This is a genomic window from Couchioplanes caeruleus, assembly GCF_023499255.1.
Taxonomy (GTDB): Bacteria; Actinomycetota; Actinomycetes; order Mycobacteriales; family Micromonosporaceae; genus Actinoplanes; species Actinoplanes caeruleus_A.
Genome location: NZ_CP092183.1, coordinates 7,924,755 through 7,945,748 on the forward strand (window position 1 = coordinate 7,924,755; position 20,994 = coordinate 7,945,748).

Annotated in this window: 16 protein-coding genes; 9 read left to right on the plus strand and 7 right to left on the minus strand. The window is 73.4% G+C overall.

Going from position 1 to position 20,994, the window contains the following annotated elements:
• Positions 1-9 precede the first annotated feature (9 nt).
• The 3 genes from COUCH_RS36610 to COUCH_RS36620 all read left to right on the plus strand — a co-directional run bounded on the left by COUCH_RS36610 (position 10) and on the right by COUCH_RS36620 (position 4,197).
• Positions 10-2,868 carry a GH92 family glycosyl hydrolase gene (locus tag COUCH_RS36610; protein ID WP_249609706.1) on the plus strand — a complete coding sequence of 953 codons (2,859 nt, stop codon included), beginning with the start codon at positions 10-12 and terminating at the stop codon, positions 2,866-2,868.
• Positions 2,869-3,030: 162 nt separating this feature from the next.
• The gene (locus COUCH_RS36615) at positions 3,031-3,705 is read left to right on the plus strand and encodes a DedA family protein (protein ID WP_249609707.1); all 675 of its coding nucleotides are present in this window, start codon (positions 3,031-3,033) and stop codon (positions 3,703-3,705) included.
• Positions 3,706-3,750: 45 nt separating this feature from the next.
• A complete protein-coding gene (locus COUCH_RS36620) occupies positions 3,751-4,197 on the plus strand; it encodes a hypothetical protein (protein ID WP_249609708.1) in 447 nt (148 codons plus the stop codon).
• Between the two features lie 79 nt (positions 4,198-4,276).
• Here the strand turns inward: COUCH_RS36620 and COUCH_RS36625 are convergent, their stop codons facing one another.
• Positions 4,277-5,023 carry a hypothetical protein gene (locus COUCH_RS36625; protein WP_249609709.1) on the minus strand — a complete coding sequence of 249 codons (747 nt, stop codon included), beginning with the start codon at positions 5,021-5,023 and terminating at the stop codon, positions 4,277-4,279.
• 129 nt (positions 5,024-5,152) lie between these two features.
• Here COUCH_RS36625 and COUCH_RS36630 point away from each other — a divergent pair, with 129 nt between their 5' ends.
• The 3 genes from COUCH_RS36630 (at position 5,153) to COUCH_RS36640 (ending at position 7,848) form a co-directional block, all read left to right on the plus strand.
• Entirely contained in the window at positions 5,153-5,983 is an 831-nt protein-coding gene (locus tag COUCH_RS36630) for an SDR family NAD(P)-dependent oxidoreductase (RefSeq protein ID WP_249609710.1), read from the plus strand.
• A 66-nt stretch (positions 5,984-6,049) separates the two neighbouring features.
• Positions 6,050-7,015 (plus strand): ATP-binding cassette domain-containing protein, encoded by a 966-nt coding sequence (locus COUCH_RS36635; RefSeq protein WP_249609711.1) that lies wholly within the window; start codon positions 6,050-6,052, stop codon positions 7,013-7,015.
• Complete coding sequence (locus COUCH_RS36640) at positions 7,012-7,848, plus strand: ABC transporter permease (RefSeq protein ID WP_249609712.1); 837 nt, start codon at positions 7,012-7,014, stop codon at positions 7,846-7,848. The genes COUCH_RS36635 and COUCH_RS36640 overlap by 4 nt, the downstream gene beginning before the upstream one ends.
• Here the strand turns inward: COUCH_RS36640 and COUCH_RS36645 are convergent.
• The 3 genes from COUCH_RS36645 to COUCH_RS36655 all read right to left on the minus strand — a co-directional run bounded on the left by COUCH_RS36645 (position 7,841) and on the right by COUCH_RS36655 (position 14,471).
• A complete protein-coding gene (locus tag COUCH_RS36645; protein ID WP_249609713.1) occupies positions 7,841-10,984 on the minus strand; it encodes a BTAD domain-containing putative transcriptional regulator in 3,144 nt (1,047 codons plus the stop codon). The genes COUCH_RS36640 and COUCH_RS36645 overlap by 8 nt on opposite strands.
• Positions 10,985-11,206: 222 nt before the next feature.
• Positions 11,207-12,352 carry a hypothetical protein gene (locus tag COUCH_RS36650; RefSeq protein WP_249609714.1) on the minus strand — a complete coding sequence of 382 codons (1,146 nt, stop codon included), beginning with the start codon at positions 12,350-12,352 and terminating at the stop codon, positions 11,207-11,209.
• Between the two features lie 7 nt (positions 12,353-12,359).
• Positions 12,360-14,471 carry an alkaline phosphatase family protein gene (locus tag COUCH_RS36655; protein WP_249609715.1) on the minus strand — a complete coding sequence of 704 codons (2,112 nt, stop codon included), beginning with the start codon at positions 14,469-14,471 and terminating at the stop codon, positions 12,360-12,362.
• A 17-nt stretch (positions 14,472-14,488) separates the two neighbouring features.
• Here COUCH_RS36655 and COUCH_RS36660 point away from each other — a divergent pair, with 17 nt between their 5' ends.
• Genes COUCH_RS36660 through COUCH_RS36670 form a run of 3 tightly spaced genes read left to right on the plus strand, consistent with a single transcriptional unit; the run spans position 14,489 to position 17,052 of the window.
• Positions 14,489-15,064 (plus strand): DUF6174 domain-containing protein, encoded by a 576-nt coding sequence (locus COUCH_RS36660; RefSeq protein ID WP_249609716.1) that lies wholly within the window; start codon positions 14,489-14,491, stop codon positions 15,062-15,064.
• A gap of 34 nt (positions 15,065-15,098) precedes the next feature.
• Positions 15,099-16,310: a glycoside hydrolase family 18 protein gene (locus COUCH_RS36665; protein WP_249609717.1), complete on the plus strand. Its 1,212-nt coding sequence runs from the start codon at positions 15,099-15,101 to the stop codon at positions 16,308-16,310.
• 28 nt (positions 16,311-16,338) lie between these two features.
• A complete protein-coding gene (locus COUCH_RS36670; protein WP_249609718.1) occupies positions 16,339-17,052 on the plus strand; it encodes an aspartate/glutamate racemase family protein in 714 nt (237 codons plus the stop codon).
• A 9-nt stretch (positions 17,053-17,061) separates the two neighbouring features.
• Here COUCH_RS36670 and COUCH_RS36675 read toward each other — a convergent pair whose 3' ends face one another.
• The 3 genes from COUCH_RS36675 to COUCH_RS36685 form a co-directional block, all read right to left on the minus strand.
• A complete protein-coding gene (locus COUCH_RS36675) occupies positions 17,062-17,853 on the minus strand; it encodes a LamG-like jellyroll fold domain-containing protein (protein WP_249609719.1) in 792 nt (263 codons plus the stop codon).
• A 114-nt stretch (positions 17,854-17,967) separates the two neighbouring features.
• Positions 17,968-19,473 (minus strand): MFS transporter, encoded by a 1,506-nt coding sequence (locus tag COUCH_RS36680; RefSeq protein WP_249609720.1) that lies wholly within the window; start codon positions 19,471-19,473, stop codon positions 17,968-17,970.
• A 185-nt stretch (positions 19,474-19,658) separates the two neighbouring features.
• Positions 19,659-20,972: an NAD(P)/FAD-dependent oxidoreductase gene (locus COUCH_RS36685; RefSeq protein WP_249609721.1), complete on the minus strand. Its 1,314-nt coding sequence runs from the start codon at positions 20,970-20,972 to the stop codon at positions 19,659-19,661.
• Between the last annotated feature and the right edge of the window lie 22 nt (positions 20,973-20,994).

Below are 20,994 nucleotides of genomic sequence, written 5' to 3' on the forward strand. Positions count from 1 at the left end.
GGACCCCGCATGCTCGGACTCCGTACCGTCGCCGCCCTCTCCGGGGTGGCGCTGACCGTTCCGATCGGCGCCGCCGCTCAGGCCGCGCCCCTACCGCCCTTGGTCGCGGAGCCGGCGTCGTACGTCAACCCGTTCATCGGCTCCACGAACCTCGGCAACACGTACCCGGGCGCGGTCACGCCGTTCGGCATGCTGGCGTGGAGCCCGCAGACCTCGCGCGGCAACCAGCTGTCGACGCCCGCGCCGGGCGGCTACCAGTACACGGCGACGCGCATCCGCGGCCTGAGCCTGACCCACCTCAGCGGGGTCGGCTGCTCGGGCGCCAACGGGGACATCCCGATCATGCCGCACGTCGGCGAGGTCGCCGGGTCGCCGACCGCGGACGCCACCGACGCGGTCTACGCCAGCACGTTCTCGCACGCCAACGAGGCCGCCAAGCCGGGCTGGTACAAGGTCGGGCTGGACAGCGGCGCCGGGGCCGAGCTGACCGCGACGCCGCGTACCGGGTTCGGGAAGTTCACATTCCCCGCCGACAAGGCGGCCAGCCTGCTGTTCCGTACGTCGCTGTCGGAGACCGGCAGCGAGGACGCGACGGTCCACCTCGACCCGGCGACGCAGACGGTGACCGGCTCGGTGAGCGCGGGCAACTTCTGCGGCCCGCAGAGCACCAACAACTCGCACGCCTACTACACGCTGCACTTCGTCGCGAAGCTGGACAAACCGTTCGCGGCCACGGGTACCTGGAAGGACACCACGCTCACCCCCGGCGGCACGGACGCCCAGGGCGGCAGTGGCTACAGCTCGACCGGCCGGCCGAACCCAAACAAGGGCTCCGGCGGGTACGTGACCTTCGCACCCGGCACGACCAGCGTGAACATGCGCGTGGCGATCTCGTACGTGAGCCTCGACGGCGCGCAGAAGAACCTGGCCGCCGAGTCGCCGGAGCGGCTGAGCTTCGCCGCGATCCAGGCCGGCGCACGGTCGGGGTGGTCGCAGCGGCTGAAGAAGATCGGCATCGGCGGCGGCACCGAGGACCAGAAGACGACGTTCTACACGGCGCTGTACCACTCGATGCTCGAGCCGACGCTGACCAGCGACGTCGACGGCCGCTACTACGGCGCCGACGACGCAATCCACACGTTGTCCACAGGACAGAAGGCGCAATACGGGACGTTCTCCGGCTGGGACGTGTACCGGGCGCAGGTCCAGCTGCTCGCCCTGCTCGACCCGAAGATGGCAAGCGATTACGCGCAGAGCCTGTTCAACTACGCCACCCAGCGCGACGGCGAGTGGGACCGGTGGCTGCTGCAGCACGGCAAGACCGCGGTCATGTCCGGCGACCCGGCAGCGGCCGCCGTCGCCGGCATGCACGCCTTCGGCGCCCGCGACTTCGACGTCAAGGGCGCGTTCGACTCGCTGGTCCGGGCGGCCACCGTGCCGACGGCCAACGACTCCAGCGACGCCGGCTGCAACGTCGAGTGCGTGGGCCAGCGCCCGGCCCTCGACAAGTACCTGAAGCTCGGCTACGTCCCCGCCGACGACTGCCACTGCTGGGGCGGCGCGGCGGAGACGCTGGAGGACGCGGCGGCCGACTACGGCATCTCGGAGCTGGCGAAGGCGCTCGGCGACGACGAGAAGCACGCGGAGTTCCTGAACCGGTCGCACAACTGGCGCAACGTGTTCGACCCGCAGGCCAAGGCCGACCCGGGCCTCGAGCACAACATCCGGGAGCGGATCACCGAGATCCAGGCCAGCGCCGAGAACGCCCCGTTCGAGGGCAAGGCGCAGGCGTTCGACGGCGACAAGGGCACCAAGTGGCTCACGTTCGCCACCACCGGCTGGATCCAGGCGAAGCTCAGCTCGCCGCTGACCGTGAACCGGTACGCGATCACGTCCGCCAACGACGTCCCCGAGCGCGACCCGAAGAACTGGGAACTGCAGGGCTCCGCCGACGGCACGACGTGGACCACGATCGACTCGCGTTCCGGCGAGAGCTTCGACAAGCGCGGGCAGACCAAGGAGTACGAGGTCAGCGACCCGCAGCCGTACGCGTACTACCGCCTGAACGTGACGGCCAACGGCGGCGCGCCGATCGTGCAGCTCGCCGAGCTGGAGCTGGCCGACCCGGCGGTGCCGACCCCGGTGCCCGCCGACGGCTCGGCCGTGGGCTGGATGCGCGACCGCTACAGCGACGGCACCTGGGCCGAGGGCTTCAGCCCGTCCACCGGCACCGGGTTCGTCGAGGGCAGCAGCGCCCAGTACACCTGGATGGTGTACTCCGACGTGGTGACGCTCGCCGAGAAGATGGGCGGCAACGCGACGGCGATCGAGCGGCTGGACGGCTTCTTCCGCAAGCCCGACGGCACGTTCGACCTGAGCGCCACGAGCGGCACGAAGTTCGACGCGACCAACGAGCCGGACATCCAGACGCCGTACCTCTACAACTACTTCGGGGCGGCGTACAAGACGCAGGAGACGGTCCGGGCGATCATCGACGGGAAGTGGAGCAACGGCACCGGCGGTATCCCGGGCAACGACGACGCCGGCACGATGAGCGCCTGGTACGTCTTCTCCGCCCTGGGCCTCTACCCGACCGTGCCGACGCGCGCCGAACTGGCCCTGACCAGCCCGCTCTTCCCCCGGGCGGTGGTGCACCTCGGCAGTGGCGCCGACCTGACGATCGAGGCGCCGCGCGACGACGCCAAGGCGATCTACGTGCAGAAGCTCTCGGTGGACGGCAAGTCGACCACCAAGGGCTGGCTTCCGGCCTCGGCGGTCACCAAGGGCGGCAAGCTCAGTTACACCCTGAGCACGACCCCGAGCCGTACGTGGGGCAGTGGCCCGGGCGACGTGCCACCGCAGAACTAACCTTCGTTGCATAGCGGTTGCTATCACCGCGTAAGCACGACATCGGGTGCCCCGGCGAGGGATCGTCGGGGCACACCCGTGTTTGGCCGCCCGCCCGGCGGATACCGTGTCAGGCCGAAGGGGCCGCCGCCCCACACCGATGACGGGAGCGCTTGAGGACCCATGCCGCCCACCGACGACCTGCCGAGCTTCCTGCACGGGGTGGCCCCGATCCTGGACAACTGGGGATATCTGGCGGTCGCCGGGGTCATCGGGGTCGAGAGCTTCGGGGTGCCGGCACCCGGCCAGACGATCATGGTCGCCGCGGCGATCTACTCCAGCTGGGGGCGGCTCGACATCTTCGCCGTGGCGGCGATCTCCTTCGTCGCGGCGGTGCTCGGCGACAACGTCGGCTACTGGATCGGCGTGCGCGGCGGCCGCAAGGCGGTGCACCGGTTCGGCCGGTACATCTTCATCACGCCCGAGCGGCTCGAACGGGCCGAGAGGTTCTTCGCCCGGCGCGGCAACCGGGTCGTCGTGGTGGCCCGGTTCATCGACGGGCTGCGGCAGCTCAACGGCGTGATCGCGGGCATCACCGCGATGCCGTGGCGCACGTTCCTGCTGTACAACGCGATCGGCGCCGCGCTCTGGGTGGGCTGGTGGACCACGGTGGCGTACCTGCTCGGCACCCACCTGGTCGACATCATCGATCACGCGCACAAGTACAAGTGGTGGGCGCTCGCCGCGATCGTGCTGGCAATCGGGGCGTACGCCGCCCTGCACATGCGCCACATCCGGCGGCGCCGCGCCCGGGCCGCCGCCGACGACCAGACGGTGGAAGTGGACTCGCAGGCTTGACCGTCACCCGTCCGGGTACCGCTGGAGAAGGACCGGATGGGAGTGATGACCGTGACCGCAACCGACCAGACACTCGACCGCCGCCGGGACCGGGCCGGTACCGCCGGCGCCGCCGCCGAGCGGGCCGAGGCGGCCGTGACCGACCTCGACAACCAGCTCAGGACGATCGCCGACCTGACGGTGCAACAGCAGCAGTCGCTGCGCAACGCCGTCGACGAGGCGGCCCGCCTGAAGCGGTCGCTCAAGGCCGCCCGGCAGCGGCGGGCCGAGCTGCTCAAGGCCCGCAAGAAGGCCGCGGTCAAGGCCGGCAAGGCGCGCGACAAGGCCCGGGCGGCCGAGGCGAAGTACGACAAGCAGCTCCTGGCGGACATGATCCGCCGCGAGAAGGAACGCGACCGGGCCGCCTCGGCGCCGGACCCGCAGCCCGAGAAACAGACCGCGAGCACCGCGACGGCCCGCCGCACTGCCGCGCGCAAGACCGCGCGATCCTGAGCTTTCTCCAGGTACGCGTCGCCGAGGCGGGACAACCGCGGCACCGGGGCGCCGCCCTCAGGGCTCCCGCGGCCGGTCGTCACGTACCGGTCGCGGCCCCGCCCTGGGTGCCCTGACCCGCCCCGCCGTCCCCCGGGCCGCCGGGTCGCATCCCGCCGCCGTCCTGCTGCTGCGCGGAGGCGAGACTCGAGTCGATCACCGTGGTGGCCGTGGCCGTCTCCCCCGACGTCGTCGCGACCACCCGTACGGTGTGCCCGCTCTGCACGTCGGCGATCTGGTCGGCGCCGTTGTCCACGCTCGTCGAGCCGCCGACCACGTACGTCCTGCTGTAGCCGTCCTCGCTCTTCACCGTGATCGACGTCGAGCTGACCGCCGACACGGTGCCGGTCTGCGTCTCCTGGGTCACATAGCCGCCGTTGCCGTCCGGGACGACGGACGTGCCGTGCAGTGCGGCCATGCCGGGACCGCCACCGCCACCGCGGCCGAACTGTCCACGCCCCGCGTCGTCGGGCAGCGCCTGACCGCCGGGCGAGCCGCCGGCCGCAGTGTTGCCGGCGGCGGCGCTGCTGTCGTCCCGCGAACCCACGACGGCCGCCGTCACCCCGGCGGTCGCCACCACCGCGGCCGCGATGGCACCCGCCACCGCCAGCTTCCCCTTGGCCGCCCGGGGGGCACCGGGCCGGGCGGGCGGTACGGGCTGCGCGACCGGCGGATGCCAATCCGGCGGGCCGCCCGACGACCCCGCGGCCACCGGGTACGCGTCGATCACCGTACGGTCGTCGGCGGGCCAGGCCCGGAGGTTCTCGGTGGGGCCGTTGACGGTCATGGGATTCGGATCTCCTCGTCTCGCCTGATCTGCTGGAACCACCGTGACCGTGCGGTCTGTGTGCGGCCTGTGCGATCGGTAGGCGTCACATGTGGCATGGTTCCGCGCCACAGCGGTGATAATCGATCGATGGAGCGATTCGCGTTCGCGGGGCGTACGTGCGTGATCACCGGCGCGGCGAGCGGCATCGGCGCCGCGCTCGCCCTTGACCTCGCGAAACGCCGGTCGGTGCTGGTGCTGGTCGACCGGGATGCCGACGGGCTGGCCCGGGTCGCCGGCACCGCCCGGCAGCTCGGCGCGGCCGCGGTGGACACGTTCGTGACAGACCTCGCCGACGGCGGTGACCGCGCCGACCTGGCCGCCGAGGTCGCCGCCCGGCACGGCGGCGCGGACCTGCTGGTCAACAACGCCGGCGTCGCGCTGAGCGGCACGTTCGACCAGGTCAGCCTCAAGGACTTCGACTGGCTGATGGAGGTCAACCTGCACGCCGTGGTGCGGATGACCAAGGCGTTCCTGCCGCAGCTGCAGAGCCGCCCCGGCTCGCACGTCGTGAACATCTCCAGCCTCTTCGGGCTGATCGCGCCGCCGTCCCAGGTCGCGTACGCGACGAGCAAGTACGGCGTCCGCGGCTTCTCCGAGGCGCTGCGGCACGAGCTGGCCGGCCGGGTCGGCGTGACCGTGGTCCACCCGGGCGGCGTACGCACCAACATCGCTCGCAACGCGCGGCTGAGCGGGCCCGACGTGGACGGCCGGCAGGCGGCGGAGATCGAGCGGTTCACCGAGAAGGCGCTCACCCTGCCTCCGGAGGAGGCGGCGCGGCAGATCGTCGCGGCCATCCAGGCCCGCAAGCCCCGACTGGTGATCACCCGGGTGGCGAAGCTGGCCGATCTGCTGGCCCGCGTCGCGCCGGGACGCTACTGGAACGTCATCGAGCGCCAGATCCGCGACCGGGGCCTGTAGGAGCCCGTCAGGCCGTGTCGGCGCGATGTCGGCGCCGTGTCAGCGGCACCGCGCACGCTGGGCGGCATGACAGCAGACCTGATCATCGAGGCCGAGGGCCTCGTCAAGCACTTCGGCAGGACGAAGGCGCTGCAAGGCGTCGATCTCGCCGTACCGCGCGGCACGGTGCTGGGGGTGCTGGGGCCCAACGGCGCCGGCAAGACCACCGCCGTCCGCATCCTCTCCACGCTCCTCACCCCGGACGGCGGTTCGGCACGGATCGCCGGCCACGACGTCGTCCGCGACGCCGAGCGGGTCCGCCAGTCGATCGGCCTCACCGGCCAGTACGCCTCCGTCGACGAGGACCTGACCGGCCGGCAGAACCTGGAGCTTTTCGGCACGCTGCTCGACCTCGGCCGGGCCGGCGCGCGGCGGCGGGCCGCGGAGCTGCTCGAGTGGTTCGACCTCACCGACGCCGCCGACCGGATGGCGAAGACGTACTCGGGCGGCATGCGCCGGCGCCTCGACCTGGCCGCGAGCCTGGTCGGCTCCCCCGCCGTGATCTTCCTGGACGAGCCCACCACCGGCCTCGACCCCGCCAAGCGCGAGGACATGTGGGACGTCGTCCGCACGCTGGTCGCCGGCGGCGCGACGGTGCTGCTCACCACGCAGTACCTGGAGGAGGCCGACGCGCTGGCCGACGAGATCACCGTGATCGACCACGGCCGGGTCATCGCCCACGACACCCCGGACGGGCTCAAGCGGGTGGTCGGCGGCCAGACCCTGGAGGTACGCCCGGCCGACCTGTCCGACCTGGCGCGCACCGCGGCGATCCTCTCCGAGGTGTCGACGGGTGCGGCGGCGGACGAGATCCGCAAGGGCGTGCTGGCCGTCCCGGTGGCCGGTGACGCGGCGCTGACCGAGGCGGTCGCGCGGCTCGCCGGGGCCGGTGTCGCCGTCACCGAACTGTCCCTGCACCTGCCCAGCCTCGACGAGGTCTTCTTCACCCTGACCGGCGCGCCCCACAACGAGAAGGAAGAGGTTCCCGCATGACCACCACCGTCGTCACCCCGCCGTCCCGTTCCAACCCCGTCATGCCGGCCGAGGCCGTACCCAGGCGACGCCCGTTGCGGTTGCTTCGGCATTCGCTCGCGCTGACCAAACGCAGCCTGATCAAGACCGCGCGTACGCCCGAGGCGCTCATCGACGTGACCCTGCAGCCGGCGCTGTTCCTGGTCATCTTCGTGTACATCTTCGGCGGCGCGGTGGCCGGCTCCACCCACGACTACCTGCAGTTCCTGCTGCCGGGCATCCTGGCGCAGACCATCGCCACCGGCTGCATCGCGATCGGCGTCAACCTCAACACCGACCTGCAGAAGGGCATCTTCGACCGGTTCCGGTCGCTGCCGGTGCCCCGGTCCGCCCCGCTGGTCGGCGCGGTGCTCGGCGACATCGTCCGGTACGTGATCGTCACCGGCGTGACCCTGGCGATCGGGTACCTGATGGGCTTCCGCATCACCACCGACCCGCTGAGCGCGCTCGCCGGATGCCTGCTCGCCGTGCTGTTCGCGCTGTGCCTGAGCTGGCTGCCGGTGTTCGTCGCGATGAACGTACGGACCCCCGGCGCGGTGCAGGGCCTGATGTTCGCGCTGATCATGCCGCTGAGCTTCGCCTCGAACGTCTTCGTCGGCACCGACACGCTGCCCGGCTGGATGCAGGGCTTCGTGGACGTCAACCCGCTGACGCACCTGGTCGGCGCGACCCGCGGGCTCTTCCTCGGTACGCCGATCGGCAACCACATCTGGTGGACGCTCGCCTGGTGCGCCGGGTTCGTCGTGGTGTTCATGCCGCTGGCGTTGCGGGCGTACCGGCGGAAGGCTAGTTGAGCAGGCGCGCCATGAGCTCGTGGATGCGCGCGACGGTCGCCGCCACGGACTCGTCGGCGTGGGTTGCCAGCAGCGCCTTGCGGTGGTCCTCGTCCCCGAGGGCCACCGCCAGCCGTCCGGTGTCGCCGGACGGGAACATCATCCGGTCGTAGGCGCCGATCCGGCGTGCCGCCGCCCACAGTTCCCCGGCTACCGCGGCATCCCCGCGGGACGCGGCCAGCACTGCCCCGCCCAGCGCCCACCCGCCCGCGAACTGGGCGTCCTGCAGCGGCAGCCCCTCGTCGCGGACCTGGACGAGCAGCGCCGTCGCCCGCGCGTCGGCCCCCTCGACCGGCCGCTCAGCGGCGACCGTCGCGTACAGGGCCGCCACCGAGACGGCGAACAGGACGCGCAGCTGGGGCATCGGCTGGGTGAAGCCACCGACCATGCGCATCACCGCGTCGGCGCACCGCAACACCTCGTCGAGGTCGCGCCGCTGCCAGGCGAGGTGGGCGAGGCTCAGGTACGCCTGCGCGACCTGCTCCGGGTCGGCGTGGCCGGACGTCGCCGTCTCGTGCAGCCGGCGTTCCGCCTCGGCGTCACCCGCACCGGCGAGCTGCCCGTCCAGCACCACCCGGATCGACCGGGCGTCCTGCGCGGCACCGAGCATCTCCATGTGCTCCACGCCGCGCCGGAGCCACTGCACCGCCTCCTCGTGCCGCGAGGACATCGCCTGCCCGATCGCCCCGGCCGCCATCGCCATGCCCCAGTGGTCGCCGACCGCCTCGAAGCGGGCGTACGCGGTCTTGGCGTCGGTCAGGGACTCGTCCGGCATGCCGCCGTTCTCGCGCAGGACCGCCCGCATGAACAGCCCCAGCGCCTGCACGTACGGGTCGGCATGCGCGATCAGCTCCTCCGCGCCCCGCAGCCCCTCCTGTGAGTCGAACAGGTTCAGCCGGGGAAGCTGCGCCGCCAGCGCGAGGTGGCGCGGCGATATCTCGGCGGACCGTTCGGCGATGACCCGGTCCAGGGCACGGCGGGCCAGGACGGCGAGCCGTACCGGGCCGGTGATGCCCGAGTTGACCCCCAGCATCAGGCAGAGCCAGGCCAGCCGGTCGGCGTTCGGCCCCGCGCCACCGGCCCGTCCGGCGGCCACCGCCGAGCGCACCCGCGCCACCGGGTCGTCGACGTGCAGCAGCATCCGTCCCCAGCCGGAGACCTCGACGTGCAGGCCGCGGACCTGCCACAGGTAGAAGATCGAGGCGCTCACGTCCACCGCGGCGGCCTCGTCGTCGTGGTCCATCGCCCAGCGCAGCGCCGCGACCAGATTCTCCTGGTCGCGGGCGGTAGCGGCGAGCATGTCCAGCTGTCGCGGCCCGATCTGGTCGGCGGCCAGCTCCACCGAGCGGGCCCGGGCCCACGCGACCAGGCCCGCCATCGCCTCGGCGCGGTCACCGAGGCGGGCCTCGCCGTACTCGCGGACGGTCTCGAGCATGCGGTAGCGCGGCGGGCCGCCGTCGCCGTCCTCCAGGGAGAGCAGCGACTGCTCGACCAGTACGGCCAGGCCGCGGCGCACGTCGCGCACCCCGGCGACGGCGGCCGCCGTGTCGGCGGTGAACGAGGCCGGGATCACCGCCAGCCGCTGCATCAGCTCCTGGTCGGCGGGCTTGAGCAGCTCGCGGCTCCAGTCGACCATCGCCCACAGGCTCGCGTGCCGATCGGGCAGTCCCCGCAGCGCGTCGTCCAGCAGGGCGAACCGGTCGTCCAGCCCGGTCAGCACGTCGTCGATCGGCATGTGCCGCAGCTTGGCGGCGGCCAGCTCGAGCGCGAGCGGCAGGTTGTCGAGACGATGGCACAGCGCGAGCGCCTGCGCGGTGTCCCAGGTGGACACGGCGCCGCCGGCTCGGGCGCGGCTCTCCAGCAGGCGGATCGCCTCCGCGTCGGGCAGCGTCCGCAGCCGGTGCACCGCCTCCCCGGCGAGCCCGAGTGGCGCCCGGCTCGTGGCCAGCACCGTCAGCTCCGGCGAGGCGACCGCGAGCAGGTCGGCGGCAGCCGCGGCCGCCGCGTCCAGGACGTGCTCGCAGTTGTCCAGCACGACGAGCCCGTCCAGCTCCGGGGCGGCCGCGCGCAGCCGGTCCTCCGGGCTCAGCACCCGCCGTTCGAGGGTCAGCGCCGGGGCGGCCACGGCCGTCTCCGCCCCGCCGAGCGCGGCGACCACCGCGGGCAGCACCTCGCCCGGCGCCCGGATGCCGGCGAGCTCGATGACGCGGACCGGGCCGGGCGCCCGGCGGGCCACCTCGGCCGCGAGCCGGGTCTTGCCGGCCCCGCCGGTCGCCACGATGGTCACGAGCGGCGCCTCGCCCAGCGCCGCCTCGACGGCCGCCACATCGCCGTCGCGGCCGACGAGCGGGGTGCCGGGCCGCTGCCAGGAGCGCGGCATCGCGGCGCGGGCCGGGCGGCGGGGCTGCGCCGCGGGCCTCAGCTCGCCGCGCAGCAGGGCCAGGTGCACGTCGGCGATCACCGGGGACGGATCGGTGCCGTACCGGTCGGCCAGCTCGCGGCGCAGCTCGTCGACCACCGCGAGCGCCTCGGCGTCCCGGCCCTGCGCCGCCAGCACCCGGACCAGCAGCGCGGCTGCGGGCTCGTCCGGCGGCGTACGCCCGGCCAGCAGCCGCAGGTCCGCCTCCTCGTACGGCCCCCCGCCGGCGAGCGCCGCCTCGGCACGCAACGCCGCGACGTCACCGAACAGCCGGGCGGCCTCCGCGCCGGTGAGCTCGGGCACCTCGGGGAAGTACGCGCGGGCCTCCTCGGCTGCCCGGCGCGCGTCGGCGACCGCACCGGCGCCCAGAGCGGCACGCCCGCGGTCCACCAGAGCGCGGGCGGCGACGACGTCGGTCTCGACCTGGTCGGCGGGCACCCGGTAACCGCCCGCCACGGCCACGACGGGCAGGCCGAGGCGGCGTACCCGGGAGACGAGGGCCTGCACCGCCCCGGCGGCGTCCTCGGGCGGGTCGCCGTCCCAGACGGCGTCGACGAGCGCGGCCGCGGAGACCGGTCGGCCCCGGGCGGCGGCGAGCTCGCGGATCACCGCGGCGAGGCGCTCACCGCGCACCGGCTGGCCGTCGACGGCCAGCGGGCCGAGCGTCGTGATCCGCACCGGCTCATTGTGTTACATGGGGCCACAAGGTGAAGAACTGGAGGCGGTGGCGGCCGTCCTCGGACCGCGACGTTCCGGATCTCCCACAGCGTGCGGAATTCGACGCCGGCATCCCGGAGCCGGGCACCAGGTTGAGGCATCCGTGTTCGGCCCGCGGCGGCGACAACCGCGAGCCGAACAGGTAGTCACGCCGGCGGAGAGCACCGTCGCCGGGCCGGCCGGTCAGTGGAAGGACGCGTACCGCTTGCGGTTCTGACCGCCGATCGTGGTGAAGTCGCCGCCCGCACCGATCGCGCCGCGGGTGCGGTCGGCCACCAGCGCCCGGACGCCGATCACCCCGTTGGCCTGCGGGGCCCAGCCGGTGAGTGCGCCCCGTCCGCTGATGGCGGCGAGCTTGACCCGCGACACCGAGCCGTCGGTGCAGGCGCCGTGCGCGCCGTTGTTGACGGTCGTGCAGGCCCGGTCGAAGTGCCCGCCCACGTAGATCGTCCCGCCCAGCGCGGCGACCGCCGCCGCGTCGCCGTCGAAGACCCGCTGCCAGCGCATCGTGCCGCCGGTGGTGTACGCGATCGCCCGGCCGCCCTGGCCGCCGGTGGCCGCGTACACCCCGGCGGAGTCGGTGGCGAGGCCGTTGACCTGGGCCGGAGCCGTCGGCAGGAAGCCGCGGTCGACGGCGCCGCCGGCCGGGCTGACCGCCGCGATGCGCAGGGTCCGGCTGACCCCGCTGATCAGGTGGAACGAGCCACCCAGGTAGACCCGTGAGCCGGTGACGGCGAGCGCGTGCACCGAGTCGTCGGCGCTGGGCCGCCAGCCGCCGTCCAGCGCACCGCTGGTCAGCGAGAAGGCGGCCAGGTTGCGCCGGGTGGAGCCGTCCACCGAGGTGAAGCTGCCGCCGGCGTAGAGGCGGCCGTTGCCGGCGGCGAGGGCGTACGGCACCCCGCTGACCCGGTGCGCGAAGCTGCCGACCGCGCCGCTGACCGCGTCGAGGCGGGCCAGGTTGTCGCGGGAGCGGCCGGACACGCTGGTGAAGGTGCCGCCCGCGTACACCGAGGAGCCGCTGACGGCGAGGGCCCGTACGGTGCTGTTGGCCGTCGGCGCCCAGCTCAGCAAGGAGCCGGAGGACGCGTCGAAGGCGGCGAGTCGGGCCCGCGCGTACGTGCGCCCGCCCCAGCTCACGCTGGTGAACGACCCTCCGACGTACGCGGTGCCGCCGCGGTACGCGATCGCGTACACGGAACCGTTGAAGAGCGGAGCCTTGTCGGGGCCGGCGCTGACCGCGAGCGCGGGCGCCGTTCCGGAGGCGGTGACCAGGGCGGTGGCGGCGACGGCGGTGAGCAGTAGGCGCCGGACAAATAGGATAAAACGCACATTTCAATCAACCATCACGGCTGTGCGAAAGTCGCGCCGCCGCGCCGTCGCGGTCCTCCCCGGCGACCGCGAACTGCTCGATCGCGGGCGGGGCGGGCGCCGTCAGCTCGTCCGGCCGGGCGCTCTGCGTCCGCAGTCCCAGCAGGTCGAGCCAGTCCACCAGCTGCCGGTGGACCGCATCCGGCCCGTCGAGGTCGCCGTGGGTGATCTGCCAGTCGGCCGGGTGCACCAGCACCGCCTCGGTTTGCCAGCCGCCCAGCCCGCCGTGCGAGCCGACCAGCTCCTCGAACGCGGCCACCTCGCTGGTCACCGGGTCCACCGCACTGATCAGCACGAGGTCCCCGACGTGCTCGGCGCGCTGGTGGCGCAGCAGGTCGGCGCGGGTCTGCGGACCGTACGGCAACAGCGGGTCCACGCCCTCGACGGTGCCGTCGGTCAGCCGGTGACTGCCGGCGGAGCCGTACGCGACCGGCCCGTCCTCGTCCCGCACCACCACGAGCCCGATGCCGGGATGCCCGGCGAGCCCGCTGATGAGCCGCGGGTAGATCCGCTCGATGCCCGCGCGGTCCGGCCGCTCCGCGTGGCGGGTCAGGTACACGAGGGCCAGGTTGCCCGAGGAGACCACGAGCACCGGGGCGACCGGGGCGGTCGGGTAGTCCGGCTCCCTCGTCGCCTCCTGCTCGGCGGGCGAGCGGGGCGCCTCGGCCGGATCCGGCCCGCAGAACCGGGCGACGGCCTGGTCGAGCGTCTCGCCGTGGCGCTGCCGGAACGTGGCCCCCAGGCTCTGCCCGTGGTCCGAGAGCACCACGATGCGGTACGCCCGCGCCGCCTCGGCCCCCAGCCGCTCCAGCACCCCGAGCATCCGGTCGAGGCTCTCCAGCTGCTGCAGCGACTCCGGCCGGGCGGGCCCCGCGTGGTGCGCCACCTCGTCGTAGTCGACCAGGTCGCAGTAGACGACCGGCGCACCGCGGGCCATCTGCTCGGCCACCAGCGACACGTTGACGTCGCGCAGCAGTATCGAGGCGGGCCGCAGGGCCAGGAACGCCCCGGAGCGGCTGACCCGCGGCTGCAGGTTGCGCCGGCGCTGCAGGCGCGCCTGGTGCAGCTCGGTGAAGACCTCACCGACGCCGAGGACCAGCGCCCGGGTGAAGCCGAACGGGCTGGCCATGAACGCCGCCCACCCGCGCGCCGAGCGCCCCGGGAACGCCGCGTGGCTGACCGTCAGCAGGTTGATCGCGGCGTCGCCGGAGAACGCGTTGCCGATGCTGACCCCGCCGTCGCGCAGCAGACCGCGGCCGTCGGACAGGCGCCGCTCGATCACGGCCGCGTCGCGGGGCCGGTTGGAGACCATCAGCCGGCCGGTGTCCTTCTCGTACCACCGGAAGCCGGGAATCCTGTCCGAGGCGCCGTGCAGGATGCCGGCCTGGGAGGCCGGGGTGGTCGACGGCAGGCCGGTGTGCCAGCCGCGCATCACGTGCGAACCCGAGCGCAGCCAGCGCCCGATGGTCGGGAGGTTTCCGGCGCGTACGGACCAGCGCAGCACCGGCTCGCTGACCCCGTCCAGCTGGATGATCAACAGCCCCGGTTCGGTGCCGGGCTGCGGGCGGCGCAGCGTGAGCAGCCGGCCGCCGGCCTGGCGGGCCTGCCGGCGCCGGATGCCGCGCATGAGGCGCCGGGCCTCCTTGATGAACGTGTCCTCGGTCCCGCTGTCCACCATCCAGTCGAAGATCGCGGCGCAGACCACCGCCAGCAGGGCGGCGACCCCGACGGTGGGCCAGCCGCTGAGCCGCTTCGACGGGTCCAGCTCGAGGGCGACGGCCATGACGGTGACCTGGGCCACGACGCCGAGCAGCATCGCGCCCCAGCCGCCGAGGGCGATGACCCCGGCCAGCAGCAACGGCCGCAGCACCGCGCCGACCGCGGCGACGAGCAGGACCAGGCCCATGGTGTCGACGACGTCGGTGGCGCGCACGCCCGGCATCAGCCACAGCGTCACGGTGAGCACGACGAAGGTCGTCACGCCGTTGCGGACGACCGCCTTCGCCCGGTCGTACACGCGCGGCCAGGCGAACAGCGCGCGCAGCTCGTCCCTGCGCCTCCCACCTGGTTGTACGGCCATCAAGAAACGATCGCACAATGGGCCGCGGCCGCGCGGACCGCGTAGCGAACGACACCGCGCCGGTCGCGGGAACCGTGCCGCGGCGGGCGGCGTCGGACCGGTACGTCGACTCCCTGGAGGGACCCGTGCGCCGACTTCTCCCGTACGTGACTCCGGCCCTGCTCCTAGGTGGTTGCGCCAACGCCGTCCCGGTAGCGCCGGCAGCGGCGCCGGTCACCTGGACACCCCCGGCCAAGTACGCGTTCACCCTCAGCTCGGAGTGCGGCGAGCGCGCGCTCATCGGGCGGTTCCGCGTGACCGTGGCGGACGGCAGGGTGACCGGCACGGAAGGGCTGGACCAGGCGTCGAGGCGGGCGTTGATGCTGCGCATCGCGGATCTCGTACCGACGCTGCAGAAGCTGGAGGAGGAGGCCGCCACGGCTCGGCGGACGGGCGCGGACGTGGTACGGGTGGACCGGGACCCGGCGGACGCGCACCCGGTGCGGATCAGCATCGACCCATCGGCGGACGCGGTCGACGACGAGGCGTGTTACACGATCCAGGACTACACGATCGGGTTAGCGGCCACGCCGTCCGCGCCGCCGTCGAGATAGGTTCGCCGGACCTGCGAGGGATGGGGAGGCCCGCGTGCGGGTCGTACCCGTTCTCGCCGCCATGGCGCTGCTCGCCGGCTGCTCGGCACCGGCGGAGGCGCCGAAAGCCGGGCAGCCGGCCGCACGTCCGGCGCCGCGCGTGGTCGCGTACTTCACCGACTGGGGCGTGTACGGCCGCGACTACCAGGTGCGCGACGTGGAGACCTCCGGCGCGGCCGGCCGGCTCACCCATCTCGTGTACGCCTTCGGCAAGGTCACCGGCGGCACCTGCGCCACCGGCGACACCTGGGCCGACCAGGGCAGGCCGATCGCGGCGCGGAACAGTGTGGACGGTGTCGCCGACGTACCGGGCCAGGGCCTGCGCGGCAACTTCGGGCAGCTGCGCAAGCTGAAGGCGCGCCACCCCGGGCTGCGGGTGCTGTGGTCGTTCGGCGGCTGGACCGGCTCCCGCGGCTTCACCCAGGCGGCGAAGGATCCCGGCGCCTTCGCCCGCTCGTGCGCCCGGCTGCTCCGGGATCCGCGCTGGACCGGGCTCTTCGACGGCATCGACGTCGACTGGGAGTACCCCAACGCGTGCGGGCTGACCTGTGACGAGAGCGGCCCGCAGGCGCTGGCCGGCATCGTCGGGGCGCTGCGGCACGAGCTCGGCCCGGACGCCGTGGTGACCGCGGCGGTGCCGGCCGACCTCGGCAAGCTGCGCGCCACGGACTACGGCGCGGTCGCACACCAGGCCGACTGGCTGAGCGCCATGACGTACGACTTCTTCGGCACCGGCGGCGGCACCGGGCCCACTGCGCCACATTCGGCGCTGACCGCGTACCCCGGAATTCCGCAACCGGCCGCGACCACCGACGCCGCCGTGCGCGGCCTCCTGGGCCTGGGGGTTCCGCCGGAGAAGGTGCTGCTCGGCGTGGGGTTCTACGGCCGCGGCTGGGCCGGCGTGACGACCGCGGAGCCGGGCGGGCGGGCGACGGGACCGGCGCCGGGCCGCTACGAGGAGGGCATGGAGGACTACGACGTCCTCCGCCGCACCTGCCCCCCGACCGGCACGGTGGGCGGCACGGCCTACGCGTTCTGCGGCGACCGCTGGTGGAGCTACGACACCCCGGAGACCATCAGAACCAAGATGGCGTACGCCGTGAGCACCCACCTCGGGGGCGCCTTCGCCTGGGAGCTCTCCGGCGACACCCCGGACGCGCAGCTGGTCACGGCGATGGCGACCGGGCTGGCCGCCGGCCCCTCCTGACGCCGTCGTCGCCTGGTAAGAAGGCCGGATGCTGACGATCGGGATGCTCGGCGGGATGAGCTGGGAATCCAGCGCCCACTATTACCGGCTGGCCAACGAGATGGTGCGTGATCGCCTCGGCGGGCTGCACTCGGCGCGGTGCGTGCTCTACTCCGTGGACTTCGCGGAGATCGAGCAGCTGCAGAGCAGTGCGCAGTGGGAGCAGGCGGGCCGGCTGCTCGGCGAGGCGGCCGCCGCCGTGCAGGCCGCGGGCGCCGATGTGCTGGTGCTGTGCACGAACACCATGCACAAGGTCGCCGACGAGGTGCAGGCCGCCGTCGGCATTCCGCTGCTGCACCTGGCCGACGCGACGGCCGCCGCCGTGGCCGCCGCGGGCGTGGGGACGGTGGGTCTGCTCGGTACCGCCTTCACCATGGAGCAGGACTTCTACCGCGACCGGCTCGAGGGCCACGGCCTGCGGGTCATCGTCCCGGAGGCGGACGACCGCGCCGAGGTGCACCGGATCATCTACGACGAGCTGTGCGTCGGCGAGGTACGGGACCCGTCGCGGCGGATCTACCGCGATGTCATCGGTCGCCTGGTCGCCGCCGGCGCGCAGGGCGTCATTCTGGGGTGCACCGAGATCGAGCTGCTGATCTCGGCCGCCGACAGCCCGGTGCCCGTCTTCGCGACGTCCCGGCTGCACGTCGAGGCGGCTGTCGAGTTCGCGCTGCGGGACCGGGCGGTGTCCGGCACTCCCTGATGCCGGCGGTCAGCCGATCCGGACCCAGATGTTGTCGAGGATGCCGTGGAACTGGTCGTTGTCGGCGTACGCGCCCTTGGCGCCGATGCTCAGCGGGAGGCGGTTGGTGATGGTGAGGCGGGGCGAGATGGCCCGGCTGCCGCGGACCGCCCCGTCGACGATCACCCGGAGCGCGGTGCTCGTACGCCGGCACTCGACGGTGTGCCAGCTCCCGTCCGCCACCGAGACCGAGCTGCGGACGATCTTGATGCCCGGGCTGGCGCCGACCAGGACGCAGCTGGGCATGCCCGCGGTGCCGTCGATCTGCAGCTTCCACTGGCTGCTCGTGGTCGAGTAGCCCTTCTGGACGATGTTCTGCCCGTTACTGGTCTGGCTGGGGGCGAGCAGGATCTCCGCGCCGTACGAGATGTTGCGGGTTCCGGGGTTGAGGTCCGCCGAGCTCGGGCTCTGCAGGGCCGCCCGGGGACAGCCCGCGCCGCCGCATTTGGCCGGGAAGCGCAGGGCCTGGCCGCTGCGGTGCGGCACGGCGCGGACCGTTCCGTCGTTGCCGGAGACGAGCCGCAGGGTGTGCCCGCGGCCCGACTCGTCGAGGATCGAGCTGGACCGGCCACCGTCCAAGCCGTAGCGCGCCACCACGGCGCCGCTCGTCGTGCCGGCCGCGGCGGCCGCGGTCAGGGCGGCCGCCGCGCGGGCGGCGGCCGCGTGTGCGGTCGCGGGCGCGGCGTCCACCGCCGGGACACCGAGCACGGCGCCGCTCAGCAGACCGGCCACAGCCATGGAGAGTGCACGACGAGATCCCATGACCGAATTATTACGTAAAGCCTTTTTGTCCCGGGGTGATCCGCCTACACCGCACGGTCCGATCCCTCGGACAATCGGACTAAACTCCCCTGACCGGGTGAAACAGGACGGTCGTCAGCCGACGTGCGCCACCATCTCCCCCGCGGGCAGCTCCTCCTTGCCGACCTTGATGAAGACCGCGGTGACCACCGACGCCACCAGGATCAGCGCCGCCGCCCAGGTGAAGGCGTCGGCGTAACCGTCCACCTGAGCCGCCAGGGCCGCCTGCTGCCCCTCCTGCGGGCTGCGCGGCGGATGCGCCACCAGGTACGCGGTGATCGCGCTGGTGGCGATCGTGTTCAGCAACGCGGTGCCCAGCGAGCCACCGACCTGCTGGGTCGCGTTCAGCGCCGCGCTCGCCGCACCGGCGTCGTGCTGCGGGACGCCGACCAGCGCCAGGCTCGACAGCGGCACGAACGTGAACCCGAGCCCGAGCCCCAGCAGGACCTGCGCCGGCATCAGGTGCGCCCAGAACGAGGTGTCCAGGTCGATGAAGCGCAGCGAGATCATGCCCGCCGCGGCGAGCACCGGGCCGACGATCATGAGCGGCTTGGGGCCGGTCCGCGGCAGCAGGTTCGAGGCCACCGTCGCGGAGATCAGCACACCCACGGTGACGGGCAGCGACGCGAAGCCCGCGCGCAGCGGCGTGTAGCCGAGCACGTTCTGCAGGTACAAGGTGAGGAACAGGAACGCGCCGAAGAGCCCCGCGCCGACCAGCATCGAGGCCACGTACGCCCCGCCGCGGTTGCGGTCGAGGACGATGCGCAGGGGCAGCAGCGGGTTGCGCGTACGGCGCTCGATGGCCACGAACAGCACCAGCAGGGCCAGGCCCACGCCGATGAAACCCCAGGTGGTGCCCGCGTCCCAGCCCTTGTCCGGCTTGGCGGCCTCGGTGAAGCCGTACACCAGCGAGGCCAGGCCCAGCGTCACCACGATCGCGCCGGGCACGTCGTACGAGGTGTCGCCGTGCGCCTTGCTCTCCGGCACCAGCGGGACGGCCAGCGCCAGCGCCACCAGCGCGATCGGGATGTTGACCAGCAGGCACCAGCGCCAGCTCGCGTACTCGGTGAGCACGCCGCCCAGCAGCAGGCCCACCGCGGAGCCGCCGCCGGCGATGGCGCCGTACACGGCGAAGGCCTTGGCCCGCTCGCGAGCCTCGGTGAACAGCACCGTCAGCAGGGCGAGCGAGGCCGGCGCAAGCAGCGCGCCGAACACGCCCTGCAGTGCGCGGGCGCCGAAGAGCAGCGTCCCGCTGGTCGCCAGGCCGCCGATCGCGGACGCCACGGCGAAGCCGACGGCGCCGACCATGAAGGTGCGCTTGCGGCCCCAGTAGTCGGCGATGCGGCCGCCGAGCAGCAGCAGACCACCGAACGCGAGCGTGTACGCCGTCACCACCCACTGCTGGTCGGCCACCGAGATGCCGAGGTCCTCCCGCGCGCTGGGCAGGGCGATGTTCACGATCGTCGCGTCGAGCACCACCATGAGCTGCGAGATCGCGATGACCCCGAGCGCGGCCCACCGGCGCGGATGCGGCCCCCCGTCCTGCTCGGTCGTTCCTGGCTCTGTTGCTGTAGCCGACATCCGCCGGTCCTTCCCCGTACCGTCGCCGGTCCTCGACCGGCCTGTGGAGCGTGATCGTATGGAGAATTGCGGCCAGTCTCCGACCGCTGAACGGCGAATGAGACGCGGCTCGCAGCTCTCCCGGCCCGCCGGCCGCGCTGCGCGCCCCCTGATGCCCGCCTCGTGCCGGGCCATGCCTGGCAGGGTCAGGTTGTCTTCGAGGTCACGCCGGTGTCGGGCAGCGCCTGCGGGAAGGCGCTGTCCAGCGGCACCGCCGCCGCCGGGACCAGCCCCAGCTGCACGCCCTGCCGGGGCAGGACGGCATCGAGCAGCCAGTCCGCCGCGACCCGCACCCGGTTGCCCGGCATCGACAGCAGGTGGTAACCGCGGGTGACCACCTTGGCCGGGAAGCCCCGCAGCGGCACCCCGAGCGGGTTCGCCGCGGAGTCCAGGCCGCCCAGGTCGACCACGAACCCCAGGTCGTGGTGGACGTACGCCCGGCGCCGGCCCTTGCCGTACGAGGCGGCGATGTTGTGCGCCGCGGTCTTCCCCTGGCGGGTGGCATGCTGCGCGGTCATGCCGGTGAGCTCGCCGGGGCGGGTCAGGTCCGGCACGGCGGCCGCGTCGCCGACGGCGTACACGTCGGGATGGCCGGGCACGGTGAGGAACTCGTCCACGACCAGGCGGCCGTGCCGCACCTCCAGGCCGAGGTCCGCGACGAGCGGGTCGGGGCGGACGCCGACGCACCAGATCAGCGAGCGGGTCGGGACGAAGTCGCCGTCGCTGAGCCGGACGCCGTCCGCGCAGGCCTCCTCGACCGAGGTCTTCAGCAGCACCTCCACCCCCCGCCCGCGCAGCACCTCGTCGGCCGCCACGGCGAGCCGCGGGTCGAGCGACGGCAGCACCCGGTCGGCCGTGTCCAGGAGCAGCCAGCGCGGGTGCAGCCCCGGCCGGTTGCGGGTGAGCGCCTTGGTGAAGAGGACGCCCTGCGCGGCCACCTCCGTACCCGTGTAGCCCGCGCCGACCACGACGAACGTGGACCGGGCCTCCCGCTCGGCCGGGTCCTCGGCCGTGTCCGCCATCTCGATCTGGCGGGTGATGTGATCGCGCAGGTAGAGGGCCTCGGGGATGCCCCGGAAGCCGTGCGCGTACTCGGTGACGCCGGGCACCGGCAGGAGCTTGTTCACGCTGCCCGCCGCGATGACGAGACGGTGGTAGCCGATGCTGCCCCGGCCGCCGTCGGGGTCGGCGTACGAGACGGTCCGCGCGGCCAGGTCCAGTCCGTCGACCTCGCCCAACAGCACGCGTACGCCGGGCAGCGTCGCGGCGAGCGACACGGTGACCCGGCGCGGCTCGAGGATGCCGGCGGCGACCTCGGGCAGCAGCGGCAGGTAGAGGAAGTAGTCGGTGGGGTTGATGATCACGATGTCGGCGGCGCCGCGCGAGAGCCGGGTGAGGGTCCGAGCGGCCTCGAAGCCGGCGAATCCGGCACCGACGATGACGATCCGGGGGCGAGCCATCTGTGCTCCTTCCGTCGTGGCG

Coding starts and splice junctions, on each gene's coding strand:
- COUCH_RS36610 (WP_249609706.1), top strand. CDS start 10: ATGCTCGGACTCCGTACCGTCGCCGCCCTCTCCGGGGTGGCGCTGACC.
- COUCH_RS36615 (WP_249609707.1), top strand. CDS start 3,031: ATGCCGCCCACCGACGACCTGCCGAGCTTCCTGCACGGGGTGGCCCCG.
- COUCH_RS36620 (WP_249609708.1), top strand. CDS start 3,751: ATGACCGTGACCGCAACCGACCAGACACTCGACCGCCGCCGGGACCGG.
- COUCH_RS36625 (WP_249609709.1), bottom strand. CDS start 5,023: ATGACCGTCAACGGCCCCACCGAGAACCTCCGGGCCTGGCCCGCCGAC.
- COUCH_RS36630 (WP_249609710.1), top strand. CDS start 5,153: ATGGAGCGATTCGCGTTCGCGGGGCGTACGTGCGTGATCACCGGCGCG.
- COUCH_RS36635 (WP_249609711.1), top strand. CDS start 6,050: ATGACAGCAGACCTGATCATCGAGGCCGAGGGCCTCGTCAAGCACTTC.
- COUCH_RS36640 (WP_249609712.1), top strand. CDS start 7,012: ATGACCACCACCGTCGTCACCCCGCCGTCCCGTTCCAACCCCGTCATG.
- COUCH_RS36655 (WP_249609715.1), bottom strand. CDS start 14,471: ATGGCCGTACAACCAGGTGGGAGGCGCAGGGACGAGCTGCGCGCGCTG.
- COUCH_RS36660 (WP_249609716.1), top strand. CDS start 14,489: ATGGGCCGCGGCCGCGCGGACCGCGTAGCGAACGACACCGCGCCGGTC.
- COUCH_RS36670 (WP_249609718.1), top strand. CDS start 16,339: ATGCTGACGATCGGGATGCTCGGCGGGATGAGCTGGGAATCCAGCGCC.
- COUCH_RS36675 (WP_249609719.1), bottom strand. CDS start 17,853: ATGGGATCTCGTCGTGCACTCTCCATGGCTGTGGCCGGTCTGCTGAGC.
- COUCH_RS36680 (WP_249609720.1), bottom strand. CDS start 19,473: ATGTCGGCTACAGCAACAGAGCCAGGAACGACCGAGCAGGACGGGGGG.
- COUCH_RS36685 (WP_249609721.1), bottom strand. CDS start 20,972: ATGGCTCGCCCCCGGATCGTCATCGTCGGTGCCGGATTCGCCGGCTTC.